At 47.8% G+C, this 22,767-nt stretch carries 22 protein-coding genes and 2 pseudogenes; 12 read left to right on the top strand and 12 right to left on the bottom strand.

What is annotated here, in order from left to right; all coding sequences use genetic code 11:
• Nucleotides 1–9 precede the first annotated feature (9 nt).
• The 3 genes from B5F83_RS09540 to B5F83_RS09530 form a co-directional block, all read right to left on the bottom strand.
• Nucleotides 10–1,692: a DEAD/DEAH box helicase gene (locus B5F83_RS09540; protein WP_087280229.1), complete on the bottom strand. Its 1,683-nt coding sequence runs from the start codon at nt 1,690–1,692 to the stop codon at nt 10–12.
• Nucleotides 1,693–1,779: 87 nt separating this feature from the next.
• Nucleotides 1,780–2,367: a radical SAM protein gene (locus B5F83_RS09535; RefSeq protein ID WP_087280232.1), complete on the bottom strand. Its 588-nt coding sequence runs from the start codon at nt 2,365–2,367 to the stop codon at nt 1,780–1,782.
• Between the two features lie 16 nt (nt 2,368–2,383).
• The gene (locus B5F83_RS09530; RefSeq protein ID WP_087280235.1) at nt 2,384–2,737 is read right to left on the bottom strand and encodes a 6-carboxytetrahydropterin synthase; all 354 of its coding nucleotides are present in this window, start codon (nt 2,735–2,737) and stop codon (nt 2,384–2,386) included.
• Between the two features lie 133 nt (nt 2,738–2,870).
• Here B5F83_RS09530 and B5F83_RS09525 point away from each other — a divergent pair, with 133 nt between their 5' ends.
• The gene (locus tag B5F83_RS09525) at nt 2,871–3,290 is read left to right on the top strand and encodes a transcriptional repressor (protein WP_143822530.1); all 420 of its coding nucleotides are present in this window, start codon (nt 2,871–2,873) and stop codon (nt 3,288–3,290) included.
• Between the two features lie 95 nt (nt 3,291–3,385).
• Nucleotides 3,386–3,925 (top strand): rubrerythrin, encoded by a 540-nt coding sequence (gene rbr, locus B5F83_RS09520; protein WP_087280240.1) that lies wholly within the window; start codon nt 3,386–3,388, stop codon nt 3,923–3,925.
• 70 nt (nt 3,926–3,995) lie between these two features.
• Here the strand turns inward: rbr and B5F83_RS09515 are convergent, their stop codons facing one another.
• The 7 genes from B5F83_RS09515 to B5F83_RS10590 all read right to left on the bottom strand — a co-directional run bounded on the left by B5F83_RS09515 (nt 3,996) and on the right by B5F83_RS10590 (nt 10,363).
• Nucleotides 3,996–5,012 (bottom strand): lipoate--protein ligase, encoded by a 1,017-nt coding sequence (locus B5F83_RS09515; RefSeq protein ID WP_087280243.1) that lies wholly within the window; start codon nt 5,010–5,012, stop codon nt 3,996–3,998.
• The gene (locus tag B5F83_RS09510; RefSeq protein ID WP_087280246.1) at nt 5,009–5,626 is read right to left on the bottom strand and encodes a phosphatase PAP2 family protein; all 618 of its coding nucleotides are present in this window, start codon (nt 5,624–5,626) and stop codon (nt 5,009–5,011) included. Before B5F83_RS09510 ends, B5F83_RS09515 begins: the two co-directional genes overlap by 4 nt.
• 35 nt (nt 5,627–5,661) lie before the next feature.
• Nucleotides 5,662–6,666 carry a GTPase ObgE gene (gene obgE, locus B5F83_RS09505; protein ID WP_087280249.1) on the bottom strand — a complete coding sequence of 335 codons (1,005 nt, stop codon included), beginning with the start codon at nt 6,664–6,666 and terminating at the stop codon, nt 5,662–5,664.
• A gap of 389 nt (nt 6,667–7,055) precedes the next feature.
• Complete coding sequence (locus B5F83_RS09500; protein WP_087280252.1) at nt 7,056–7,769, bottom strand: hypothetical protein; 714 nt, start codon at nt 7,767–7,769, stop codon at nt 7,056–7,058.
• Between the two features lie 94 nt (nt 7,770–7,863).
• A complete protein-coding gene (locus tag B5F83_RS09495; RefSeq protein ID WP_087280255.1) occupies nt 7,864–8,664 on the bottom strand; it encodes a hypothetical protein in 801 nt (266 codons plus the stop codon).
• A gap of 48 nt (nt 8,665–8,712) precedes the next feature.
• Complete coding sequence (locus tag B5F83_RS09490; protein ID WP_143822529.1) at nt 8,713–9,462, bottom strand: hypothetical protein; 750 nt, start codon at nt 9,460–9,462, stop codon at nt 8,713–8,715.
• 406 nt (nt 9,463–9,868) lie between these two features.
• Entirely contained in the window at nt 9,869–10,363 is a 495-nt protein-coding gene (locus B5F83_RS10590; RefSeq protein WP_143822528.1) for a hypothetical protein, read from the bottom strand.
• Between the two features lie 1,088 nt (nt 10,364–11,451).
• Here B5F83_RS10590 and B5F83_RS09475 point away from each other — a divergent pair.
• Genes B5F83_RS09475 through B5F83_RS09460 form a run of 4 tightly spaced genes read left to right on the top strand, consistent with a single transcriptional unit; the run spans nt 11,452 to nt 14,635 of the window.
• Nucleotides 11,452–12,762: an HAD-IIIC family phosphatase gene (locus tag B5F83_RS09475; protein ID WP_158094209.1), complete on the top strand. Its 1,311-nt coding sequence runs from the start codon at nt 11,452–11,454 to the stop codon at nt 12,760–12,762.
• The gene (locus tag B5F83_RS09470) at nt 12,755–13,534 is read left to right on the top strand and encodes a DUF488 domain-containing protein (protein ID WP_087280267.1); all 780 of its coding nucleotides are present in this window, start codon (nt 12,755–12,757) and stop codon (nt 13,532–13,534) included. Before B5F83_RS09475 ends, B5F83_RS09470 begins: the two co-directional genes overlap by 8 nt.
• Nucleotides 13,527–13,991, top strand: a complete 465-nt coding sequence (locus tag B5F83_RS09465; RefSeq protein ID WP_158094208.1) for a DUF488 domain-containing protein — start codon at nt 13,527–13,529, stop codon at nt 13,989–13,991. Before B5F83_RS09470 ends, B5F83_RS09465 begins: the two co-directional genes overlap by 8 nt.
• A complete protein-coding gene (locus tag B5F83_RS09460) occupies nt 13,991–14,635 on the top strand; it encodes a hypothetical protein (RefSeq protein WP_087280273.1) in 645 nt (214 codons plus the stop codon). Before B5F83_RS09465 ends, B5F83_RS09460 begins: the two co-directional genes overlap by 1 nt.
• Nucleotides 14,636–15,731: 1,096 nt before the next feature.
• Here B5F83_RS09460 and B5F83_RS09455 read toward each other — a convergent pair.
• Nucleotides 15,732–16,031 carry a hypothetical protein gene (locus B5F83_RS09455; protein ID WP_087280276.1) on the bottom strand — a complete coding sequence of 100 codons (300 nt, stop codon included), beginning with the start codon at nt 16,029–16,031 and terminating at the stop codon, nt 15,732–15,734.
• Nucleotides 16,032–17,694: 1,663 nt separating this feature from the next.
• Between B5F83_RS09455 and B5F83_RS09445 the strand changes: the two genes are divergently transcribed.
• Nucleotides 17,695–18,081, top strand: coding sequence for a hypothetical protein (locus tag B5F83_RS09445; RefSeq protein ID WP_087280283.1), 387 nt, complete (start codon nt 17,695–17,697; stop codon nt 18,079–18,081).
• Between the two features lie 27 nt (nt 18,082–18,108).
• Here the strand turns inward: B5F83_RS09445 and B5F83_RS09440 are convergent.
• Nucleotides 18,109–18,771 (bottom strand): annotated as a pseudogene (locus B5F83_RS09440) (N-acetylmuramoyl-L-alanine amidase).
• Nucleotides 18,772–18,992: 221 nt separating this feature from the next.
• Between B5F83_RS09440 and B5F83_RS09435 the strand changes: the two are divergent.
• From B5F83_RS09435 to B5F83_RS09415, 5 genes and pseudogenes are all read left to right on the top strand, one after another.
• Entirely contained in the window at nt 18,993–19,439 is a 447-nt protein-coding gene (locus B5F83_RS09435; protein ID WP_087325330.1) for a hypothetical protein, read from the top strand.
• Between the two features lie 7 nt (nt 19,440–19,446).
• Nucleotides 19,447–19,881: a hypothetical protein gene (locus B5F83_RS09430; RefSeq protein ID WP_087325328.1), complete on the top strand. Its 435-nt coding sequence runs from the start codon at nt 19,447–19,449 to the stop codon at nt 19,879–19,881.
• Entirely contained in the window at nt 19,868–20,977 is a 1,110-nt protein-coding gene (locus tag B5F83_RS09425; RefSeq protein WP_087280292.1) for a DUF6575 domain-containing protein, read from the top strand. Before B5F83_RS09430 ends, B5F83_RS09425 begins: the two co-directional genes overlap by 14 nt.
• A 260-nt stretch (nt 20,978–21,237) precedes the next feature.
• A complete protein-coding gene (locus tag B5F83_RS09420; RefSeq protein ID WP_239383858.1) occupies nt 21,238–22,467 on the top strand; it encodes an IS1634 family transposase in 1,230 nt (409 codons plus the stop codon).
• Between the two features lie 102 nt (nt 22,468–22,569).
• Nucleotides 22,570–22,767: pseudogene (locus B5F83_RS09415) on the top strand (DDE transposase); the annotation flags it as partial.

Genomic DNA, 22,767 nt, shown 5'->3' with positions numbered 1-22,767 from the left:
CAGGCATCCTTATTTCCAGATGTCTGCCCTGAGTTTGTGCCTGCGGTATGTAGCCCCGTCGATTTCGGAAGCCACGTAGCCGGCGATGTTGCTCTTGACTGCGGCGAAGAGGCATTCGTTGGTTATTTCTATCCTCCCCACGTCCTTTTTGTTGGCGCCGCATTCTTTCATGATGTCGATTATTAGCCTCGGGGTGACCTTGTGCTTGTATCCGAGATTCACACGCACCCAGCTGAAGCCGTCCTCGCATTTTCCAAGCTCGAAGTTCTTCTCTTTCTGCCTTCTCGATTCCCTTCTGCCCCTTCCGCGGTCTTTGCCCGTATCCTCGTCTTTCCTTATCGAAGATTTTTTGCCTTCCGGCTTGTCGGTAATGTTTATGTCCTTGGCCTTGCGGTAGTAGTCGAAGAAACGGTTGAATTCGTATGAGAGCATTTTTTCAATCAGTTCTTCCTTAGGAATCTCGCTCCACTGTTCGTTGATGAGCTGCTGGAAACTGTAGAGGTCCTTGCGCACTTCCACTGCATTGATTCCGTTTATGAGGTGGAGGAGCTGCTTTTCGCAGATTTCCCTTGCGCTCGGGATAGGGAGTCTTGTGAATTCTTTCTTGATTACCTGCTCGATACGGCGGAGCTTGCCTTTTTCCCTCTGGTTTATGATGGCGATGGAAATACCCTTGCGGTCGGCACGTCCGGTCCTGCCGCTACGGTGTGTGTAAAGCTCTATTTCCTGAGGGAGATTGTAATTGATGACATGGGAAAGTCCGTTTACGTCGATTCCCCTTGCGGCCACGTCGGTCGCTACGAGGAGGTGGAGGGCCTTGCGTTTGAATTTGCCCATTACATAGTCCCTCTGTGCCTGCGACAGGTCTCCGTGCAGCGCATCTGCATCGTATCCGTCACGTTGCAGGGCATCGGCTATTTTCTGGGTTTCCTCCCTCGTTTTGCAGAAAACGATTCCGTAAATGTCCGGATTGAAGTCCGCTATGCGCTTCAGAGCTTCGTAACGGTCTTCCTCCCTTATCATATAATAAAAATGTTCCACGTTTTCGGCACCGGCATTACGTGTCCCGACCGTGACGATTTCCGGTTCGGTCATGTAATTGCGTGCTATGGCTTCCACTTCCTTCGGCAGGGTTGCGGAAAACAGCAGCGTGCGCCTCTCTTTCGGAGCCGATTCGAGTATGGCGTCGAGGTCGTCCTTGAATCCCATGTCGAGCATTTCGTCGGCCTCGTCAAGGATGAGGGTGCTGATATGCGAAATGTCGGCCTTGCCGCGTTTCAATATGTCGAGCAGCCTTCCCGGAGTCGCGACTATTATGTTCGCGCCGTCCTTGAGGGAACGCATCTGGGCCACGATGTTCGCGCCTCCATAGAGCGATACGATTCTTACCCCTTTCTTATATTTGGAATAATTTTCGAGATCCTGTGTTATCTGCCTGCAAAGTTCCCTTGTCGGGGAAAGTACGAGTACCTGTGTATCCTTGTTTTCCGTGTCGAGGTATTCCAACGTAGGAAGGCCGAATGCCGCCGTTTTCCCCGTTCCTGTCTGTGCCAGGCATACGACGTCCTTGTTTTCAGCCAAAAGTGTAGGTATTATTCTTGCCTGTACCGGTGTGGGTTTCTCGAATCCCAATTCAGCCACTGCATTGAGCAGTTCGTTGGAGAGACCCAAATCTAAAAAACTTGTAACCATTAATTATTATATGTGTATTAAAATTTTCAAAGCGCAGGGGTGCAAAAACGCAATTTGGGCGCAAAGATATACAAAACAATTGATTTTCTATTTAATATCAATAAATTTATGCGTTTGCAGCGAAAGTCTCCACTGCGGATTGCGCTTGCAGAATTCCACGCTTTCCTCTATGAGTTTCCTGTTCCTGTCGCCGTCTCCGGTGTCGCATGGCTGTATGAAGCGATGGGCGGCCTTTATCGCGGAATATCGGGACAGGTCCTGTCCGGTATAGACGACCTTCAGCTCGTCGCACTCGGTGATTGCCGGTTCGGCTTCGGGCAGCCAGAACTGTTTTGGCGAATATGTAATCCAGTCGATGCCTTCCGGAAGCGGGTTTGTCCCGTTCGTCTCGATTGCGATGAATCTTCCGTCCCCGTGCAGGGCTTCGACCAGTTCCCGGTCTATGAAAAGCGAAGGCTCCCCGCCTGTGAGCACTACATGAGGTGACGGCCAGGGCGATATGGCTTCGATTATCCCTCTTGCGGACATTTCCGTGCCTTCTTCATGCCTGGTGTCGCAGAAAGGGCACTCCAGATTGCATCCCGAAAACCTGATGAACACCGAAGCCGTGCCGGTGAAGAAGCCTTCCCCTTGCAGGGAGTAAAATATTTCGTTGATTCTGTATGTACTGCCCATTATGGATATGTCCGTTTTACAGGGCGGCGTTTTCGTAGCCGTCCTTCACGTATGCCGCCGTATTCCCCTCGGATTCCTGGAAAATGACTTTGTAGCAGTTCGGAATCAGGCCGCAGAGCCAGTGCGCGAGGTTTTCCGCGGTAGGGTTGAAGCCTGCCGTTTCGTTTATGTACAGATGATCGAGCCTTCCGCTTACGGTTTCTTTGATTTTTGAAAAATCCGTGACCATCCCGTTCCTGTCGAGTTTTTCCGAGCAGCAGAACACTGTTACAATGGCATTGTGCCCGTGGAGGCGCCCGCATTTGCTCTCGTAGTCGAGTTCCAGCCTGTGGGCGAATGATATTTCAAGTCGTTTCGATACGTAAAACATATTTTCGTGTAAAATTTGCCGCAAACTTATGAAGTGTTTGCGATATTTTCAAAAATTTTATTTGAAAAATATTAGATAATAATTTTTATTGTTTGAAAATTTTTATATCTTTGCATCGGTAAATCCGATTTTGATGGAAGAAAGGCTGAGCATAGAAGACATAGGCGGCAGGTTGCGCGCGTCCGGGTTGAAAGTTACCAACCAGAGGATTGCCGTATACCGTGCCCTGGCCTCGCTCGGGCATGCTTCCGTGGACTCGATTGTTTCGGAAGTCCGCCGGACCCTTCCGGTGGTTACCGTGGCCGCGGTATACAACATACTTGAAACAATGGCGGAAAGCGGCCTGATAGGCAGGGTGTTGTCTACCGGAAGGAAGATTTATGACATTACTCCGGCATACCATGACCATCTGATTGTAGATGACGGTTGCGAGGTGGTGGATTTGGAGGATCCGGAAATCCGGAAGCTGGTGGAGATGCATCTTTCGGGAAAATCATTTGAGGGATATCGTGTGAGAGGGGCCAGGTTGTATGTGGATGTCGAAAAAATATGATGTTCCGGCTTGGATTTGCCATGCGTTTTGCCGGTGCTGCAAAGGAAAGAGATGAATCGTTTAACTTTATTTTTAATTTTTAAAGGTATTTAATTATGGAACTCAAGGGATCGAAAACCGAACAGAATCTGATGACAGCTTTTGCAGGCGAGTCTCAGGCAAGGAACAAGTACACTTACTATGCTTCCAAAGCAAAGAAAGACGGCTATGTACAGATAGCCAAGATTTTCGAAGAAACGGCAGCGAACGAGATGGAGCATGCCAAGATATGGTTCAAACTCTTGCATGACGGCGAAATTCCGGAAACACCGGCCAACCTGTTGGATGCGGCCAAAGGTGAAAACTACGAATGGACCGAGATGTATGCGGAGTTTGCGAAAGTGGCCAAGGAAGAAGGCTTTACCCGCATAGCCTATCTTTTCGAGGCTGTAGGCAAGATTGAGAAAGAGCACGAGGAGCGTTACCGCAAGCTGCTCGCCAACGTAGAAGGCGGTCTCGTATTCTCACGCGAAGGCGATGTCATCTGGCAGTGCTCGAACTGCGGCCACATCCACATCGGCAAAAAGGCTCCTGAAAAATGCCCTGTATGCGACCATCCTAAGTCATTCTTCGAAATCAAGGCTGAAAACTATTGATAAACGAAGCGGCCCGGAAGCGGGTCGCTTTTTTTATTTTTTCGGAGCGGCTTAACGGCGCACATGGGAATCAGAACATCATCTCGACGATGTCCTGCGGAGTGACCCCGGCTATGTACTTTGACAGGCCGGCACGCACGAGCGCGGTCTGGACGGCTTCGCTGTCGTAAGGGCAGCCGAGCAGGGCCGTTTCGAGTTCTTCGGTAGGGGCTTCGAAAAAATAGTCTCCCATGATTTTTATATCGGAAACGAGGCCTTCCTTTATGTCGGCGTAGATTTCCACGAGGCCGGCAGGGAATTTCCGCACGCGGCTGATGCTGTATTTGGGGGATTTTCCGTAATTCCAGCTGTCGAGGCGGTATTTTTCATCCGCAAGGCTGTCTATTGCGGCAATGTCCGCTTCGGTATATTCGTAAGTTTCTATCCCTGAACCGTATGAGGCGAGTTCCCCGGTTATTGCGTTTTCTTTAAGGAGCCCGATGAAGTTTTCGATGTCTACGGGTTCTTTCAGGTGCTCGGAAATGTTTGTCACGCGGCTTCTGTTGGACGATACGGCTTTGCCGATGAATTTTTCCGGCCGTGAGTTCAGTGCTCCTGAGAGTTTGTCAAGCGAGGCTTCGAAAAGTATGCAGCCGTGACAGAGCACCCTGTCCCTGTATATGGCTATGGCGTTTCCGGAAAATTTGCGGTCTCCGATGGTCAGGTCGTTGCGGCCTTCGAGCCTTGCATCGATGCCGAGTCCGCGCAACGTCGATATTACAGGCATCGTATACCTTGCGAACATGGCGTGAGTGTCTTCACCTGCCTCCCTTTTCCGTATGAAACTGAAGTTGAGGTTTCCCATGTCGTGGAATACGGCACCGCCGCCCGTAAGCCTGCGCACTACCGGTATGCCGTGGGATGTTATCCAATCACGGTCTATTTCGGCCAGCGCATTCTGGTTTTTCCCTATGATTACCGATTCGGAATTCCTCCACAGTCTGAAAACCGGATTGGGAAGCCGTTTCAGCAGGTATTCCTCGGCGGCGAGATTCCAGTACGGGTCGTGGCCGTGGTCGGTGATGCACATTACGGTATCTTTATTCATCTGATTTTCTTTTTGATAAAGGAAATCAAGATAGAGCAGACCTTATATGAAAGCCAGCCGAAAAACAGTCCGAAGACTGTTCCGACGAGTACATCGCCGAGATAATGTTTGCCGACATATATTCTGCTGATTGCCAGTAGGGCAGCCCATACGTAAATTGTGATGGTGTACCATTTCTTTCTAAAAATCAATGAAGTCACCATCGCCCAACCGAAGGCGTTTGAGGCATGGCCCGAGAAAAAACCGTAGAATCCTCCCTTGTCTTCGAGCACGCGCAGCCCGTTGCTCAGCATGTAGCTGTCGTGGCATGGGCGCAACCTTTCGATTCCGTCCTTGAACAGGTTCGCCGTCTGGTCGCAAAGAAGCAGGGTCAGTCCCATTCCGAGCAGTACGTAAATGATGGAAGCCCAGGCGTTTGTAAAATATTTTCTCTTTTCAAGTCCGGTGTGTACCCCGTTTTTCATGAAAACAAAGAAAATGGTTATGGCGTAGAGCGGGAACCAGACAGGAATGATGGAGAAAAAAACCATTATGGAATCTATGATTCCTGACGGTTGGTGCATGTTCAGCCACAGGGTGATGTCCTGGTCCAGATAATGTAGCTTTTCAAACATTTGCGTTTCGGTATGATTTTATTTTATTTCTGTTTTTATTCCGTTTCGGTGTCGTTAAGCGCTTTCCAAAGCATGTCTTTCAGTTGTTTCAGGCCTTCTCCGGTAAGGGAAGAAATGAAAACTGTTTTTATTCCTTTCGGGAGGGTAGGCTCCAGCTGTTCTTTGAGAACGTCGTCGAGCATGTCGCATTTCGATACGGCGAGCAGCCTCTGCTTGTGGAGCAGTTCGGGATTGTATTTTTCCAACTCGCCGAGCAGTATGCCGTATTCTTCGGCAATGTCGTTACTGTCGGCCGGTATCAGGAAGAGCAGTACGGAATTGCGTTCGATATGTCTCAGGAAGCGTAGCCCGAGCCCTTTGCCTTCGGCCGCACCTTCGATGATGCCCGGTATGTCCGCCATGACAAACGACTGGTCGTCATAGTATTGTACTATTCCGAGGTTCGGTTCCAAGGTGGTGAATGCGTAGTCCGCTATTTTGGGCTTTGCCGCTGAGAGTTTTGACAGCAGGGTGGATTTTCCTGCATTCGGGAAACCTACAAGTCCCACATCAGCAAGTACTTTGAGTTCGAGTATGAACCATCCTTCGCTGCCCGGTTCTCCCGGCTGGGCGTATCTCGGAGTCTGGTTAGTCGCACTTTTGAAGTAGGCGTTCCCGAGCCCGCCACGTCCTCCTTTGAGGAGTATTTTTTCTTCGCCCGGCTCGACTACTTCCAGCAGTTTTTCACCTGTTTCGGCATCACGGACCAAGGTTCCGAGAGGTACGTCCAGTATGATGTCCTTTCCGTTCTTGCCTTTGCACAGGTTTCCGCTGCCTGCTTCCCCGTGCTCCGCCTTGATGTGTTTGCGGTATTTGAGGTGTATCAGTGTCCAGTACTGGGGATTGCCTCGCAGGATGATGTGCCCTCCGCGGCCTCCGTCGCCTCCGTCCGGCCCACCTTTCGGAATGTATTTTTCCCGCCTCAGATGCATGGAACCGTCCCCGCCGTTTCCTGAAGCGCAGAATATTTTTACGTAGTCTATGAAATTGCTGTCTGGCATATATGCTTATTAATTAATATTTTAAGTGGTTCTTTTGTGCCGCGGATAGGGTAAAAGTAACAAACGAGTAACAAAATTTTCGTGTGTTTTGGCTGAAAACCATATCCATTAATTTGTAAGTTGTATTGGTTTTTTCTGCGGATTTTGGTCGTTCTATCCGGTCGAAAAACCGTGTAACTTCAAAAAAAGACATCAAAGAACTTTCAGTTTAAATGCTCACTTTCCACGGTGGGAAGCATCATAACATCTTGCAAAGATACAGATTCTTTTGATGTGGGGATATTATTCTGCTGAAATATTTGGAAAGAAAAAATCCCGCCTCCGCATTGGCTGCCGGGGCGGGATTGATAGGTTAGGTTAAGTTTAGGTCTGTTTCTCTGGAGTAACTGTTATGCTCCAGCATCGGGTTCTGTGGCTGCGGTGAGCTGTGCGAGGGCCATCTGCTCGCCGGAGACCTCGCCGGTGGTGGTGTCAACGAAGAACCACTTCATGAAGACCTTCGGCGCGGCGTCGCTTGGAGCTCCGTGGCGGGCGTCATACTCTGCCTTGAGGTCGTACTCATCGCTGACCGGATCCTTCGGGGTGCCGATGCCAACGGCCTTGGAGTAGGCGCGGGTGACGCCGTTGGACTGGGGAGCGCTGGCCATGATGACGAGCTTCAGGTCGGCCATGTTCTCCGTGGGCTCGGAGTCGAGGGTGAAGGTGAATGTGTCTGCGGTGAGGGAGATGGCGGCTCCCGAAGGGGCCTCCACCCCGCGGAGCGTGGGCGGGACCGTCAGGGCTTCCCCTCCGCAGTAGACGATCCAGTAGTTGAGCCTCATGTAGAGGTTGCTGCCGGTGATCTTGGAGGAGGTACCGAGGACGGAGCGGCCGGCCTGGGAGAGGGCGAGGCTGTTCCATGCGAGGATCTGCTCGTTGGTGAGGGACTTCCAGCCCTGGGAGAGCTGCTTGAATACGGACTTGACGGCGGCCTGCGCCGCGGTGCGGACTCCTCCGCCGTAGCCCTTGTTGCGGATGTACTTGCGCCCCATGGTCTTGGCGGCGGTGACTCCCTTTGCGGAGCCTGACATCTCCTCGAATGCGATGGAAGGAATGTACTTCATAGCTGTGGGTTTTAGGGTTTATTGCTGATGCAAAGATAAGAATAATTTGCTATTAAAAGATATTACTTCAATAAATTATATTACTTTATCTAAATTATTTCTTTATATCAATTGATGGACTGTGAGTATTTGTGCCTGCCGTCAATGGGGCATTGCCGTCACGCACTAGTACGAGGGAGACGAAAGGGCTGTCTGCGGAGCTGTAGCCGGTGTTGCGGGTGGCGTAAGGAATGAGCATCCTGCCGTCCCGTATGCTTGCGTAATGCACTCCTCCGAGTTCCTGATGGAACTGGTTGCTGACCCCGATTATCGGCAGTTCCCCGCATACGGCATCGGATGGAAATCCGGCCATGACTATCTCGATGTCTTCTTTTACAGAGCTGATGCTGTAAGGCAGGATAAGATTGAGGGATACCCAGTCCGGAGCGATTACACATGCGCTGGTGAACAGTGCCGTGGACATCTCCGGTACGGTGGATATCCTCAGCGTTGTCCTTTCGGAGAGTACGGTGCTCTCTCCGGTGTTCAGGGTTGAGTACATGGCGTAGATATAGATTGTGACTGGACCGTAGCCGTCGAAGTCGGTGAGTTTCTCGATGCAGAGGGTGTTGCGGTCCCTTATCCGGCTGCGCAGGACGGTGGCGAAGTGGTACCGGGACGGGGTGTCGTCCCACTGGTATGTCCTCTCATCTTTGTAGACGGCGAACACGCCCGCATCGGTGCTTTTGGACAGGGACAGGGCGGGGACTTTTATCTCGAGTTCCGATGCCGCAAGGTAGGCTTCATTTGTCGGGTCATACTGGAAGCGGGCGTTGAGAACCGCATAGCGGTCGGTCTGGAAGTCCCTGAAGGTGATTCCGGGTGCTCCGAAGTTGTTGGATATGGATTTGAACATGACGGTGTTTTTAGGTTGGGTAATCTTGTCTGGCTGTCCGGACAGCGGCTACATCAGCAGGCCTCCGCCGACGATGTCCGAGGACTTGGAATAGAATCCTCCCCTGTGGGCGAACTGGATGCTGTTCTCATTGCTTCTGCGGATGATGTTCATCAGGAACAGCTGCGGTGCCCTGGTCTCCTTCCCCCTTACGAGGATGTATGAGGACAGGCTGTCGCTCTCATACGGTATGTCCGTGTCCGGGCTAAAATAGGCATAGGATGCGGCTATTCCGTCGTAGCCTACAAGAGTGCCTGCGGCGGAGACCAGCGGGGAACCGGAGGTGAACTCGATGTCCAGACCGGAGACGGAGTTGCGCTCGTTGTCCACGAGCTCGCCGTCGGTTATCCTCGTGCGGGGCTCGTACTCTTGGCCGTGGATGGACTCCGACTCCACCGCCGGATAGCATACTCTGGTTACCTCGGAGACATAGCCGGAGAGCTCGTCTATCCAGTACATCTCGATGAAGTACTTGTGCCCGGCGGTGACGGGGATGCCGAACCGCTCCATGTATATTTCCGTCAGGTCGATGTCTCCCCAGTCGGTGGTGTCGAACGTGCCGGTGATGACAGTCTTGCCCCATGCCTTGGTGACTGCCGTACTGTCGGTCGCCGCCATCTTCACCACAAGGCGGCTTTCCGGGGAGTCCGGGTCTTTCAGTCCGGCGATGAGCAGTCTTCCCGGGGTGATCCACATATCGTCGAACGCCACATACGACGAGCCGTGGACGGTGTCCGGGGTGTCCCTGGTCAGCGGCACCCCGAGGAGAGAGCGGTTGGAGTTCAGACAGACGAACAGGTTGTGGCCGGTCAGCGGTGTTCCGTCCCCGGTCAGGGACTTCTCCCTGTGGGCCGCGGCAAGGGTGTCCCACGCCCTGCGCTGGCTGTCGGTGAGTGTGCGGTACTGCTTGGAGATGAAGGAGAAGCTGGCCCTGCGGAATGACTGCCCCGGGGTCTTGACGCGCGGATGCTGCGCCCTGCCGCTGAGGACAGTGCGGCCCCGCACCTGGCGGGCCGTCACCTCCGAGGACGTGCCCCGGAATCCGCTGAACGCGATGGATGGAAGTGCTTTCATGTTGTCGTTAAGTTTAGGTGTTCAAAGATAGTTATAATTAGTCAATATATTGTTATAAAATAGATTACGATATAATATTTGAAGTGATTGTTTATCCAATATCGATAGCTGTGGATAACTTTTGATACTGGCTCCGGTAGCCGGTGTGTCTGTCGATGAGCATATAGCGGATGTGGAGAGAATATCGGTCGGCACAGATGCCGGAGAATATACGGTAGTCCGGAATGGCAAGGAATATAATCCGGGAGTTGACGGCACTATCCGAATTGCTGGCATCGCAGGCCGCCGCAGATGCCGGACCGACATCCGCATCTGTCTCGTTTTCCGTTTCTTCCGCCAATATGTTCCGCATCTTTCCTGGGTTGCAGCCTTTTCCGGCTTCCGTCAGCTGGACTTTGCAGAGCAGGGCGTACCGTTCCGGCTCTTTCTCAAGCGGCATTGACAGGCGGAGCAGGAGTCTCAGGTCTGAGCTGTTGGCGACAGACGCGCTTACAAACTCAGCCGCGAAAACGGGAAATGGACGGTACTCCACAGGCTGCGGGATATGCTCGTCCCTGAGGGTGACGAAGCCGTGGTAGGCCGACATGAAGAGGTTGTGTCCGGAGATATGATCTCCAGAGCCGAATGGAGGTCTGTGAGGCTGTACATTCCGGGCTATATCGTGCCATCTCTCTTTCTCAGTGTCGGGGATTGTCCTCCAGGCGGCGAGTGCCCTCCTGTGGACCGAGAGGGCGGCGCACTGCGCCGGAGTCCCTGCGAATGAGAGGGATGACCTCCTTCTACAACGGCATTTGCCGTCGCGGTGGTAGAAGGTGACGCTGCCGACGGAGCCGTAGCAGTCGGAGATGAGGATGCTGGGGTTGTATGCGGGCATAGGGGCTTGATGTTTAATTGCTGTTCACTATTAGCGAGCGTGCCCACTGCCCGGGTTGGCAGGCGTATTGAGGAGGGATGCCTCCTTTACAAATCTTGACCTCAGAGGGAGATTGGAGGAGTCATGTCCTGCGGCAAAGTTAAGCAAAATACCCTCACGGACACATTCCAGAAAAAGAGAAGAAGAAAAACCGCAAAAAAGAAGAAAAGAAAAAGGACTGCCCCACCAGCCTGACGGAGCGGTCTGTCAAGGTTTTGCCGGAGAAAATTATGCCCGCAGGGCGTCATTTTCGACGGTCAAACGGCGCAGCCGCCTGACCTTGACGGGCCGACGGAGACAGGCTACCTTTGCGGGAGTTTTTGTTTTTGATATCATCATCAACTCTTTACAACATAGAAATTGGGCCAACAATATATCTCAGATTGTAAAATTCGCTATCTTTGTCAGTGGTTAGAGGTATCTCTTTCCAAGACATACGATACGATAAAACTAAGAAGCGTTATGCTTATCTTGTGATTGGAAACGTAGGAAATTTTCAATAGTGCACAAGGGATAGCATAGTGGTTCTCACGCTTAGCGTGGGCTGCTATTCCCATATCCGTGCACAGGTTTTTCCTACGACCTCCAATCAGATGTGGCATCGCAGTTCCACGCTTCTGTATAAAAGAGCATTAGGTCTTCGGGAACTGGGAGACATTGTTTTGATTATGACAAAGATAGAGTCACCAGTCAATAGGTTCATAGACATTTACATCAATAGCTATGTAAAGCGATTTCGTAATTTTAACACGAGCAGTTACATGGTTAATATAGGAGGTATTGCAAATTTTATTGCTGCAGACGACCATAATTTGTCCTTTCTTCTTCATAAGTTACAAGCATACGGTTTTGAAGTGACAATCTCCAACGGACGAGATACTGTTGATGAGATACAGGTAGAATATTCTATTAAAGAGAATGTAAGTAATGAACTTTTTGAATATAGGATAGAGAATCTGGTATCGACTATATATTTGTCAAGCAAGACGGGCATTTCAGTTGTTGGAATATTGGTTATGCAAATCATCTCACAGATTATATGTAAAACCAAAACCATGTATAAGGCGGTTATTCTTGATCTCGATGATACGGTATGGAAGGGCACTATCGCAGAAGAAGGCATTGAAGCCATTAAACAAAAACTCCGTTCAGATGATGCAATTCCGTTTATTACATTCATGCGTTTCATACAAGCCTTATCTAAAGAATTAGGTCTGTATATTGCAATATGCTCACGTAATGACAATGAAAATGTTCTGTCCGCTATTGACTGTCTCAATGAGGAGGAATTTCCTCTTAAAGGTCAAATAGACTGTATTGTTGCCAATTATAATGATAAGAGTAAAAATATAAAAGCGATAGCACAAAAGTTATCAATATTAACAAGTGCATGCGTATTTATTGATGACAATCAAGTGGTTCGTGACGAGGTAAGGCATAATTTGCCTGATGTGTTTGTACCTGACTGGGATAGTCATGATGAACTTCTAACTTTGCTTTTAACATGCGGCGTTTTTGATAGATTTGAGCTTTCTTTGAAGTCAAGAAATCGTAAACGATTATATGCGGTCTTACAGCAAGAGCGTGAGAAAAATTATCTTCCGCAGCTATTTGTCAAGGTTAGCGATGATATAAACCATGCGGAAGCTACGCGCCTTTATGCAAAGTCCAATCAATTCAAATTTTCAGAAAAGAAAGAAAATTACGAAAAATGCAAATCTTTAGTTTTTGAAATCTATAGAGATAACGGTGAAAACTTGGGAATTTGTTCTGCAATAACTTACACAGCGAACGAACAGAATATCCATATCCTAAACTGGGCTATCAGCTGTAGATATTTTGAAATCGGGCTCGAAGAATATATTTTGCTGTATTTTTATGCTTTAGCTGGTAGGAGGACAATAACATTTTCTTTCAATGATACAGGATTTAATGGAAAAGCAGTCGAGTTGATAGATAAATATAAAAGTATCTTTATAAACAATGATAGAAGAATATATTTCCAACCGGACATACAGTCGATAAGAAAAATGCGAATTAACACCAATCTAAAAGAATATAAACATGAATAAGAAGTATATATATACTGTAGGGTACACTTTATTTCAAAAAGGAAATATTATAGATGTCAATCAAATGTTTGACACATTAGCTCTGTATGGCATTAATTTCTTGGTAGATGTGCGCTCTGTTCCATTTTCCAAGCAATATCCGCAATGCAATGCAGACAACATGAAGGTTGCTGGAAAAAAATTAGGCATACCATACATGAATATGCCTGAAATTGGAGCTAAAGCCAGTAGTCAGCAAGATGTTTTCTCCAAGGCTTCTGACATATTTTTCGAACAAGAGGTTTTCCCTATAGTAAAAAGTTATCGTCCAGAGAAAACTGAATTGCTTGGTTCAGACGAGATTGTTGATTTCCGTAAATTCAGGCATGATGAGCATTTTGTAAGCGGATTAAAACGCATTGAAGATGCTTATGATAAAAATTATACCCTGTGCTTGATGTGCAGCGAAAAGAAACCTATGGATTGTCATAGATATTTCTTGGTAAGTAAGGCGCTTGAACAGAGATACGGAGATTGGCTTGAGGTAAGGCATATCGTCGAAAAACCTGATGGAGGAATCTGCTTTATATCAAATTCTGATTTGGACAAACAACTTGAGACATTCGTTTGTGAAAAGAAAAAAGTGCTGAATATGATATTCAAAGAAGAAATCCTTGATAATTATTTCGGGAAGACTGCGCAAGAGAAACTCAATGACTTCTGCGATAGATATTGGAATCTGTTACATGGATGGAAAAGGTTTAACTATAATAATACAGAGAACTATGATTAAATTGTTTAATATTGGCTTCACACAAAAAACTGCGAAAGAGTTTTTTGGGATCATCAAAGCAAATAATATTGATTGCCTTGTGGATGTACGCCTTAATCCAAATGGGCAATTATCACGCTTTGCATTTGAGCAAGATTTACCGTATTTCCTTTCGGAATTGGCAAATGGGTGCAAATATAAGCACCGAGTGGACTTGGCGCCGACCAAAGAACTATTGAAAGAGGTAAGAGACAAGTCTTGTCCTATGAGTAGAGATTACAAATTATTTGAGGCGGCATATAGAAAGCAACTTGAATACAATTCCAATATTTCCAACTTTGTTGAGGAGTTTGGAAAGTATGGAAATGTTGTGCTGCTGTGCTCAGAGCCAACAAACGAAAAGTGCCATAGGAGAGTGCTTAGCGAGATGCTTCTTGAGAAATTTAAGAACGACATTAAATTCGGAGGAAACTTGTAATGAGAAAACGCGTATTGCTTCTTGCTGTCAGTTGCAAGAACGGTGGACTTTGTCCAGGCGGCATAGACTTAGACAATCCGAAAGAATGGATTCGTATTGTACGGGATGATGGTCAGGCTGGTGCTGTGCAAGGGCATGAGATTGATTTTGCAAAGCCACTTGATGTAATAGAGTTTGACGGTCGTCCAATGCCACAAGGAAAACAGAGAGAGAATTGGGTGATCAACAATCGCTCTTGCAGAAAAATTGGTACCGAACCAATAAAAAGAGTTGTACAGGCTTTTATGGAATATGGTTATAAAGGTTTTTGGAACAACAATCGTTCATATTTAACGGAGGAGGAACTGGAAAATGTGACACAACCATCAGAGTCCATTATGCTTGTTTCTGATGTAAGAATATATAAAAGCGATTGGGGTAAGGCTAAGATTGATTTTACTTGGAGTGGGCTGCGTTATCCAATGAAAGGTGTGTCGTTGACGGATCAAGAGTTTTACGATAAAATTGAAGAAAGCGAAATTTGTTATAAGAACGCAATCATTGTTGTATCTATTCCTAAGGATGCTGACTGGACACATCCTGCAACAGGTGAAAGAAGAGCATATAAATTCGTAAGTAAGGTGTATGGGACTAACAAGGATTAGTTTTAGAAGTTATTTACGAGGAGTGTCGTAATATTATTATAAGATCCGGCGAGTGAGCGGAGTGAACTGGCCGGTGCGGAGGAGCGGCGGCATCAGCCGACGGTCTTCCGCTTCGGGCTGAGGGTCTGTGGACGGCGGAGCCGGGCACTGTCCCGAAGCCCCGGGGAGCTGCGGTGCGGCCCGCCTGCCGGGCTGCTCGGCAGCGGGGAGGATGCGTCCGTCAGGGCGCATCTTCCCCTTTCAGACCATCCGGAGTATGTGGCTGACTGCGGAGCAGGCTGCCTGACATCCGGATACCGTTGTCCTCTTTGAGGGCTGCGGCAGCAGGCTTCAAGGAGGCTTTGGCTGTCGGCTGCGTGATGTGTGGGCTGACTGGAGCTCTGCTGCCGGATGTGCGGCGGCGGAGCGGAGGGAGGCGCACTCATCACACCTCTGGACCGAAGGAGAGTCTGCTCACGGCTTGCCGGGTGCAGTCTCGGATGAGTATGGGCAGTTCCGCTCTCCTCTCCGGGACGGACTCGCTCCGGCTCGGTGAGGGTTTCTCGGGCAGATTCGGTGATTCGGACCCTCACCGAATCTGCGCAGCCGTAAGGCAAGCTGTTTCGGGTGGGATGCTGGTGATGCGGGCTGGAGCCGGAAGCTTCTGCGGACGGCTCTTGATGGGAAAAGGTCGGAGGCATCGGCCGCCCTGCTCGCTTTCGAATGTCCACTGGACATTCTCATAAACCGCTCACGACCGCTGGAACTGGCTGAAAGCCATCATAAAGGGTGGCGGCTTGCCGGCACTCCTCTCTCTCCTTTGGGAAAGTGGAGACGCGGGTACGGAGATAAAGAGGCCTCCGTGCGGATTCACTTTCCAAAAGGAGGTGGAGGCATATACTTAACATAGTCCGGATTGTGTGATCTGCGGGCGGAGCCCCTGCCGTCAGGCAGCCCGTCAGGGGCTGTCACACAATCTCGATAGATTATGTTAACTCGCGGATTCATAGGTACTTCCTTCGCATCTCACTGATGGTAGCGGAGTCGTTCATCTCCCCTGTGGGGTCGGGGGCATAACAGGGTCGAGTCTCGGTGATTCGTAGGGAAAATTGTCGGATCAGAACGTAGCCATCCTGGAGCGCAGCGTAAGGATGGCGCAGTTCCCGACAATTTTTCCGGAGAAGGCTCCGAGTCTCGACACCGCTTTTCCTTTAACCGAGCGAAGCGAGTCATAGAAGGCCGGATGTTTGGCGTTCCGCTGGAGCTTGCGGAGGAGGAATGACAATCTTCCGGTTCCGCTCTGCCCATTGGGCAAGTCTTTCAGCGGCTTGCCGATGAATGTCTTGCTTTCCGCTTTTCCAGAAGCTTTGCTTCCGTTATTGATAGTATCAGAGGATGTTGCTGGAGGTGATGTCATTCGTAGCTTGCGGAGAATGTCAGCACTGGAGGCGGCATCTTCTGATTCCGCTCTGCCCGTAGAGGAAAGTCTGTGGACGTTGACGCGTCAGCGGCAATGGCCACTGTCTTTCCGAGCGTGTATTTAGCTGCGGCTGCAGCTGTGGGCTCTTCGGTGGCGGCTCCGCCGACATTGATGAGCATAATAAACCCAGCAAGGTGGAAATGACGCCCTTTGGGCGGCTTTTCGACCGAAACTGACCGCCTTGTCACCCTCGAACTGCACTGACGCTGTAGGCCGTAGTGAGTGCTCGACAACGAAGGCCTTGCACTGCCGGCCGCGCTGGTAGGCCCAAAATTTCCGCGAAGCGAGGAATAATCAAAAGTCTCCAAATCTTCAATAGCACCAATACTATATATAGAGGGATAACGTTCTCTTGTCTTGAGATATGGTATAGAAACACCAATAGCAGTAAGACAACCGAGCACCCACCGCCTTTCCGATTGATGGCATCCTATACTATCTGCACTATTATCACGATGAATAAGAAGAATCACAACGGCAGCACGATGACCGGCGTCAGCCGGTAGTCGGCCCGCCGCAGGGCGGGCGGGAGGGAATAGCCGCAGGGAGCGAAGCGACCGAGGCAGTGCGTAAGGCGGAAGCAAGTCTGTGGAACTAAGACGCGAAGCGGATAACGACCACAGTCTTGCCCGCCTGAAGCCAATGAACCAGGTCGGTGGTAAGGCCGACACTTGTTGGCGGACTTTCGACCGACACTGCTTTTCTCTTTGGCAACGGAGCCGAAGGCGTAGTGGCCGTGGAGCCCGAAGCAGTCTTTCACGGCTGACGTCCAGCCAGACGGGAATGTTTGCCGGGAGGAACTCAATAGAGTGGAAGTCGCGCAGGGGCGACAGTCCCGAAGTGGCTGGAACCAAGCCTTTCTGGCGCAGCGTTAGCGCAGGAAGAAGGGCTTGACCGCTATACAATAGTGAAAGCAATACAAGCCTGACCGCAATTTCGTCTTTATTGCTGGCTTAATATGATTGATGTTGATTCCGGAATTATTGCTATCTTCGCATATAACTTTATAATAATCAAGATGAATTTTCGTGGACTACTCATTTTTCAGTCAGTTTATTTTTCACTTCTTGCAACAGTGTCATGAAGCCAACACAAAATGAACAGGCGTTGATTGAATCAATCCAAGAGATTCTCTCCGTCAAGAAACAGCTTGCGGATACATATTGATCGGCGTTTGACGAAGAAGAATACTCTGCACCCGTCATCTTCTATGCAGATTCGGCTTGTTATGTTCTCAATCCGAAACGTAAATTTCTCAAAAAATTAGAGTGTACCAAATTGGATGTCAAGGACTTTGACTTATACCATACTGAGCTGTTGGATTCCCTTCAATGCCATATGGAAACACACGTGGAACTGGATAACGACACAACATATTATGGTCGTACTCCTTATGTGAAAGCCAGCACACTTGAGGTGGCCAGGAATACAGACAGTATGATTTCAGATAACAGCTGGTGGGGGCCGATGGTTATGCATGAGATGGCTCACGGTTGCCAGGACTCACACCGAGAGTACTATATAGCCCGGGGAAAAGTCAATTACTGCGTGTTCGAACTTGAATCTGCACAATACCCAGTAAAATACCCGTGGTTGATGGATGCCCTTATTCAAGAGAATAATCAATGCACGTACCGATGAAGGATGCAATGATTGTATCCAACAATTCCTGTCAATCAGGAAGGCGAGAAAGGCTGAGATGTCTGATAAATTGGGCGAGGAATATGTTCAGTTGGAAGAGAAATTCGAGATAGCGGAGTCGATGGCAAGATTCCTGGAGGTACAATCAGCAATTTTGTTGGGCAATAAACACAAGAACTACAAAGAAGACTCATGGTTTTTTGCGGATGCTGTAGAAATGTCTTACTTCTTTGTAACGGGGTATAATCTCGTAAGATTGTTTGTCAAGCTTGGCATTGATCTGGATTTGCCCTATCAAAACAGTGATCATTGTGCATTAGAGAACTATCTTGTGATGAATTCGTAAGTTCTCAATTAGCTAACGATATTGCCTTTATTCAGCTGGCACTCCAAAGGAAGCCAGATACTCCGTAATCCCTTCAACGTGAAGGTCAACGATGGCCTGCTTGGCAGCGCGGGTCTGGAGCCAGCGGCATTCCTGCTCATTGGTCATGAAGCCGTTCTCTGATAAGACGGCGGGGCAGAGGGAGTGACGCAGGAGGTAGAATCATTCTTCAAAATCGGGGTCTCCGTCGGAGTTGTCAGTGCGCATCTGCATATCGGGAAGGTATTTCTTTGCGGCGTCGAAGATGCAGGTTGCGAGTGCATCTGCGGCGGTCTTGCCTCTGGACGTGTAGATGCTCCATCCGTGCGGCTGCGTCCTTTCTGAGCCGTTTCCGTAGGCATTGACGTGGATGCTGACAAGAATTGCATTCTGCTTGCCGTGGAGCAGGCACCAGCTGTTGACACGCCAGCAGCGTTCCTTGAGGGAAATGTCATCATCCTCGGGAACGAGGAGTTCGGCATCATAGCCTCGGTTCTGAAGGTCCAGGACTATGCGTCTTGCGATTTCGCGGTTGAAGAAGGCTTCACGGAGCTGCCCGTCCGGGGAACGTTTGCCGGGGGTGAACTGACCGTGGCCGTTGTCGATGAAGATTTTCGTGCTGGAGCACGATAGCCGTTCGCTATCGCTCACTCTCACTTCGTTCGGTTTCATATGAGTCTGCGTTTATGGGTTGTGCAGCTCACGGATTCCAGGGATGAAGTTACGAAAAATGCTGCAAGGATGACCAATTGTTTTAGTTACTCTTCATTCAAAGTTCAGCATGCTTTTTGATTATTCCTGTATTGTCATCTTATAAAAAATTCATAATTTTGCAGGGTGAAGTGTGAACTAATATGATTTCTTTTGTTGAAACTATTGACAAAAGGTGATTTATGGAAAAGTATAGCTCTGATAATCAATCGGTTTTCAAGATTGTTGGGATGTCTCGTTCTAAAGATGAATTGAGACTATCTTCTTCATCCTTGCCGTCTGAAATTCAGTTTTCTTTTTCGCCGTATCTGATAGTTGATACAAAACAGTCAGTATTGGTGCCAACTATCAAAGCTTTTTTTCTTGACAAAGAAGGGAATGCAATAACAAACGAGTTGTCGTTGCAGGTGGTTTTCAAATTTAATGATAATCTACCATTATGCTTGAATGAGAAAAAAGGAATTGATATCAAAGATTATCAAGCACTCGTATCAATCTTCGACACTACAATTGGAGCTTTTAGAGGTATTCTTTTTGATTGGTTAAACGGTAGCGAACTGCAAAGGCCATTACCGTTTGTTCAAATGGATGAATTCCTAAAAGGGCTCAAGGTGTCTTTTGCTAAATAACATTTTTATGATGCTTAACAAAGACACTCTTGAGAATTATCAGGCTGCTCACCAGATTGAGTGGACAAACACCTTGCCAGAAGGTTGTCCTCCTGAGAACATACTCATTCCAGAGAATGAGGAGTTCTATAGGTTAACAATTGAGCCGGATAAAGTGACCGAAGATGATTTCAAAACATATGTGGAACTCTTCCCACAAAAAACATTCAAAGGGCAACTTGCCATCTTCGCTACGGGATTATCCGTATTGAGTAGCGATAATCCGCAAGGGTTATTAAAACTCCCTGGGATGGAAAAGTTTAAAGGTGTTGCAAAATTAACTCTTACCCCCAAGGATGGCGTTATGATGAAAAGTGGTGGTAAGCCTTACCATTATACATGGTGGCGAACAACGGCTTTTGATATTCAGTCTGCAGTAATTATTAATAATGAGGACGCTTAATATCATACGTATTCTAGAGTGCTACGATATCCCGCAACTTTTTGTGGCTGAGGATAGCGTAGGTACTAGATATTTGTGCCTTCATTATGAAATTGATGATGCCGGAGATCTAAAATACATCGCAATTCAGGTATCTCCCAATAAATTGAACGATTTCATCAAAGGCCATATTGATTTACGCTCAATGTTGCTCAATGTTGAGCAAGATGGTTCGGTCTTTATCGCTACGTATGACGGGGAGAATATTACCGCTGAAGATTATCGTGGTGAAATAGAGTCGAAAATGCTTCCGCAAAGCGGTTATTATTTTGATGACACTTTGGGGGAAGATGAGGAGATGATTGCCAGAGCCATCACTAACAATAAACCAATTATTCGTCTTGCATTTGAGACCCCGGATAATAGCCATGATATTGATTCCAGATGCTTATCTGCTGCGCTATTAAGTTTTCAATCTCTTATTGATAGCTCTTTTAAGAAGTTATTTAAAACAGACGAGTCATCCGCTTCGGCCTTGAGAGTATCTGCTTTTATGCCAGCATCCTTCGATGTCGAGTTTTTAGCCAATGAAAACTTGGATATGTTTGGGCAATCAAGGTTAGGGGAAACATTTGAGAATATCAATAAGTTGTTCTCTGACGAAAATGATGAGGTCGTAGAAACTTTGCGTCATCTCAAAGGTTTCGCTGCGAATAATTACCGCCGATTCCTTGATGTCTTATTAAATTATGGCGTTTCGTTGAAATACAAGTGGGTCTTTTCTACATTGGAGTCTGAAGTTCATCAGAATCGTATTTCATCTTCGAGACTTCGTGATTTACAAGCAATAATCAATGCCAACAGCGATCTTGGCACTGAAGAGCAATCAATAGAAGGCATTTTTACGGCAGCCTCAACAGATACCGGGAAATGGACCTTCCTGCCTGTCACAGGAAAAGAAATTCGCGGTGATTGTGAGGATAAAACGATGTTAAAGGGAATTACCTTAACAGAGCAGCCCTATACAATAGCATGTGAAGTGATTCAGACTGTTAATGATACTACTCTTAAGGAAAAGTCAAAATATTATCTAAAGAGTATATCTCCGAGGCAATAAGACATCTTTTCAATTTTTGCAATTAGTTTTCAAAACAATCTTTCCATCCGTGAGTATCTGGAGAACATCACGGATGGAAAGATTGAGCAAATCACAAAATAATTTGATGGTGATGCGAAATCGACTTTGAGGATACCGATGTCGTTATGGCTCTATTTCCTGACTTCGTCACTATAAAAACATCAAGTTTATAATATGTTGACAGATAATGTTTTGTAACTTTGCATACCCTGATTTTGGGGTACGCAAAGCATTTTTGTATGTTTATCAAGCGAAAAAAGAATCGGTCAGGCACTGTAAGTATCGTTGTAGCTGAAAAGATTTCTGGTTATTATAAGGAGCTTGCCACTATAGGCATAGCGCGTACTCAAGAAGAGATAGATTCTCTCATAATGAAAGGTCGTAAATGGATAGAGGCGGAACAGGAACGCCGCCATCCACGGCTGGATCTCTTCGGTGAGGAACGTAAGAAGTGTGATGCAGAACTTCTGAATGCCGAACAGATGCTTTCGTGCATAACCAACATCTCCATCAATGGAGCGGACATGATACTTGACCGTGTATTTGACAACGTGGGCTTCAACAGGATAGATGATGAGGTGTTCCGCCAACTTGTAAAAGCCCGCTTGTCTTATCCTGCAAGCAAATCAGCCACAGTGGAGTATCTGAAGAATCATTTTGATGAAGATGTCAGCCTGTCGAAGATCTATCGTTATTTGGACAAACTGAGCGATAACCAGCATAAGATAGTTCAGGACATAAGCGTCCTTCACACAAAGAAGATTTTAGGCGGCCATATCGGTGTGCTGTTTTATGATGTCACCACACTCTATTTTGAAGCGGACTATGAGGACGAGCTTCGCAAAACGGGTTTCTCCAAGGAAGGACGTCACCAGAACCCTCAGATTATATTGGGACTGTTGGTCAGCATTGGCGGCTATCCGCTTGCGTATTGCATCCATGAGGGCAACAAGTACGAGGGACACGCGATGCTTCCGGTAGTGACGGAATTTGTCCGGAAATATGAGCTGGAAGATTTTATCGTGGTGGCTGACTCAGGGTTGATGAACAACGATAATATAGCCGACCTTGAAGCAAACGGTTACAAGTATATCATTGGTGCGAAAATCAAGAACGAGAGCAGGAAGATACAGGAATGGATACTGGAGCAACCTAAGACAGACTGCCAGATGGTTGAATACGATAAAGGCAACGGACAGAGGTTATTGGTCGGATATACGGAAGACCGTGCCCGAAAGGATGCTTATAATCGGGAGAAAGGGATACGCCGTCTGGAGAAGGCATACCACAGAGGTACTCTTACCAAAGACAATATCAACAAGCGCGGATACAACAAGTTCCTGAAAATGGAAGGAGATGTGAAAGTGACCATCAATTACGAGAAACTGGAGAAAGATGCGAAATGGGATGGTCTCAAAGGATACCTTAGGGACTGTCGTAAAAAGAATAAAAACTTTATAACGAATTGATTGCCAATGTAATATAAAATTTGTGTCTTAGCTAAAGATAAAAAGAATACCTCCAATTGCCCTAGAAAAGCCAAATTTGGAGGTATCGCAAAAATTAATTGCATGGCTAAGGTACAAAATTTCTCTGAAATATCACCCGATCTCCCTTTCACGGAGTTCGATTTTTATGAATTGTATAGGCGGACGTTCGCGACTAGCGAGCTGGGAAAAATCAGGAAGAGGCTGCCGCTTGGTGAGATGGCAGAGAACTTTGGACTGATAAGCAAGAGCATGAGAGCGAAGAAAGGGCGAAAAACATAC

The organism is Muribaculum sp. An289, assembly GCF_002159555.1.
In the GTDB taxonomy this organism is placed as follows: Bacteria; Bacteroidota; Bacteroidia; order Bacteroidales; family UBA932; genus Merdivivens; species Merdivivens faecigallinarum.
This window is presented reverse-complemented; position numbering and strand designations above follow the sequence as displayed.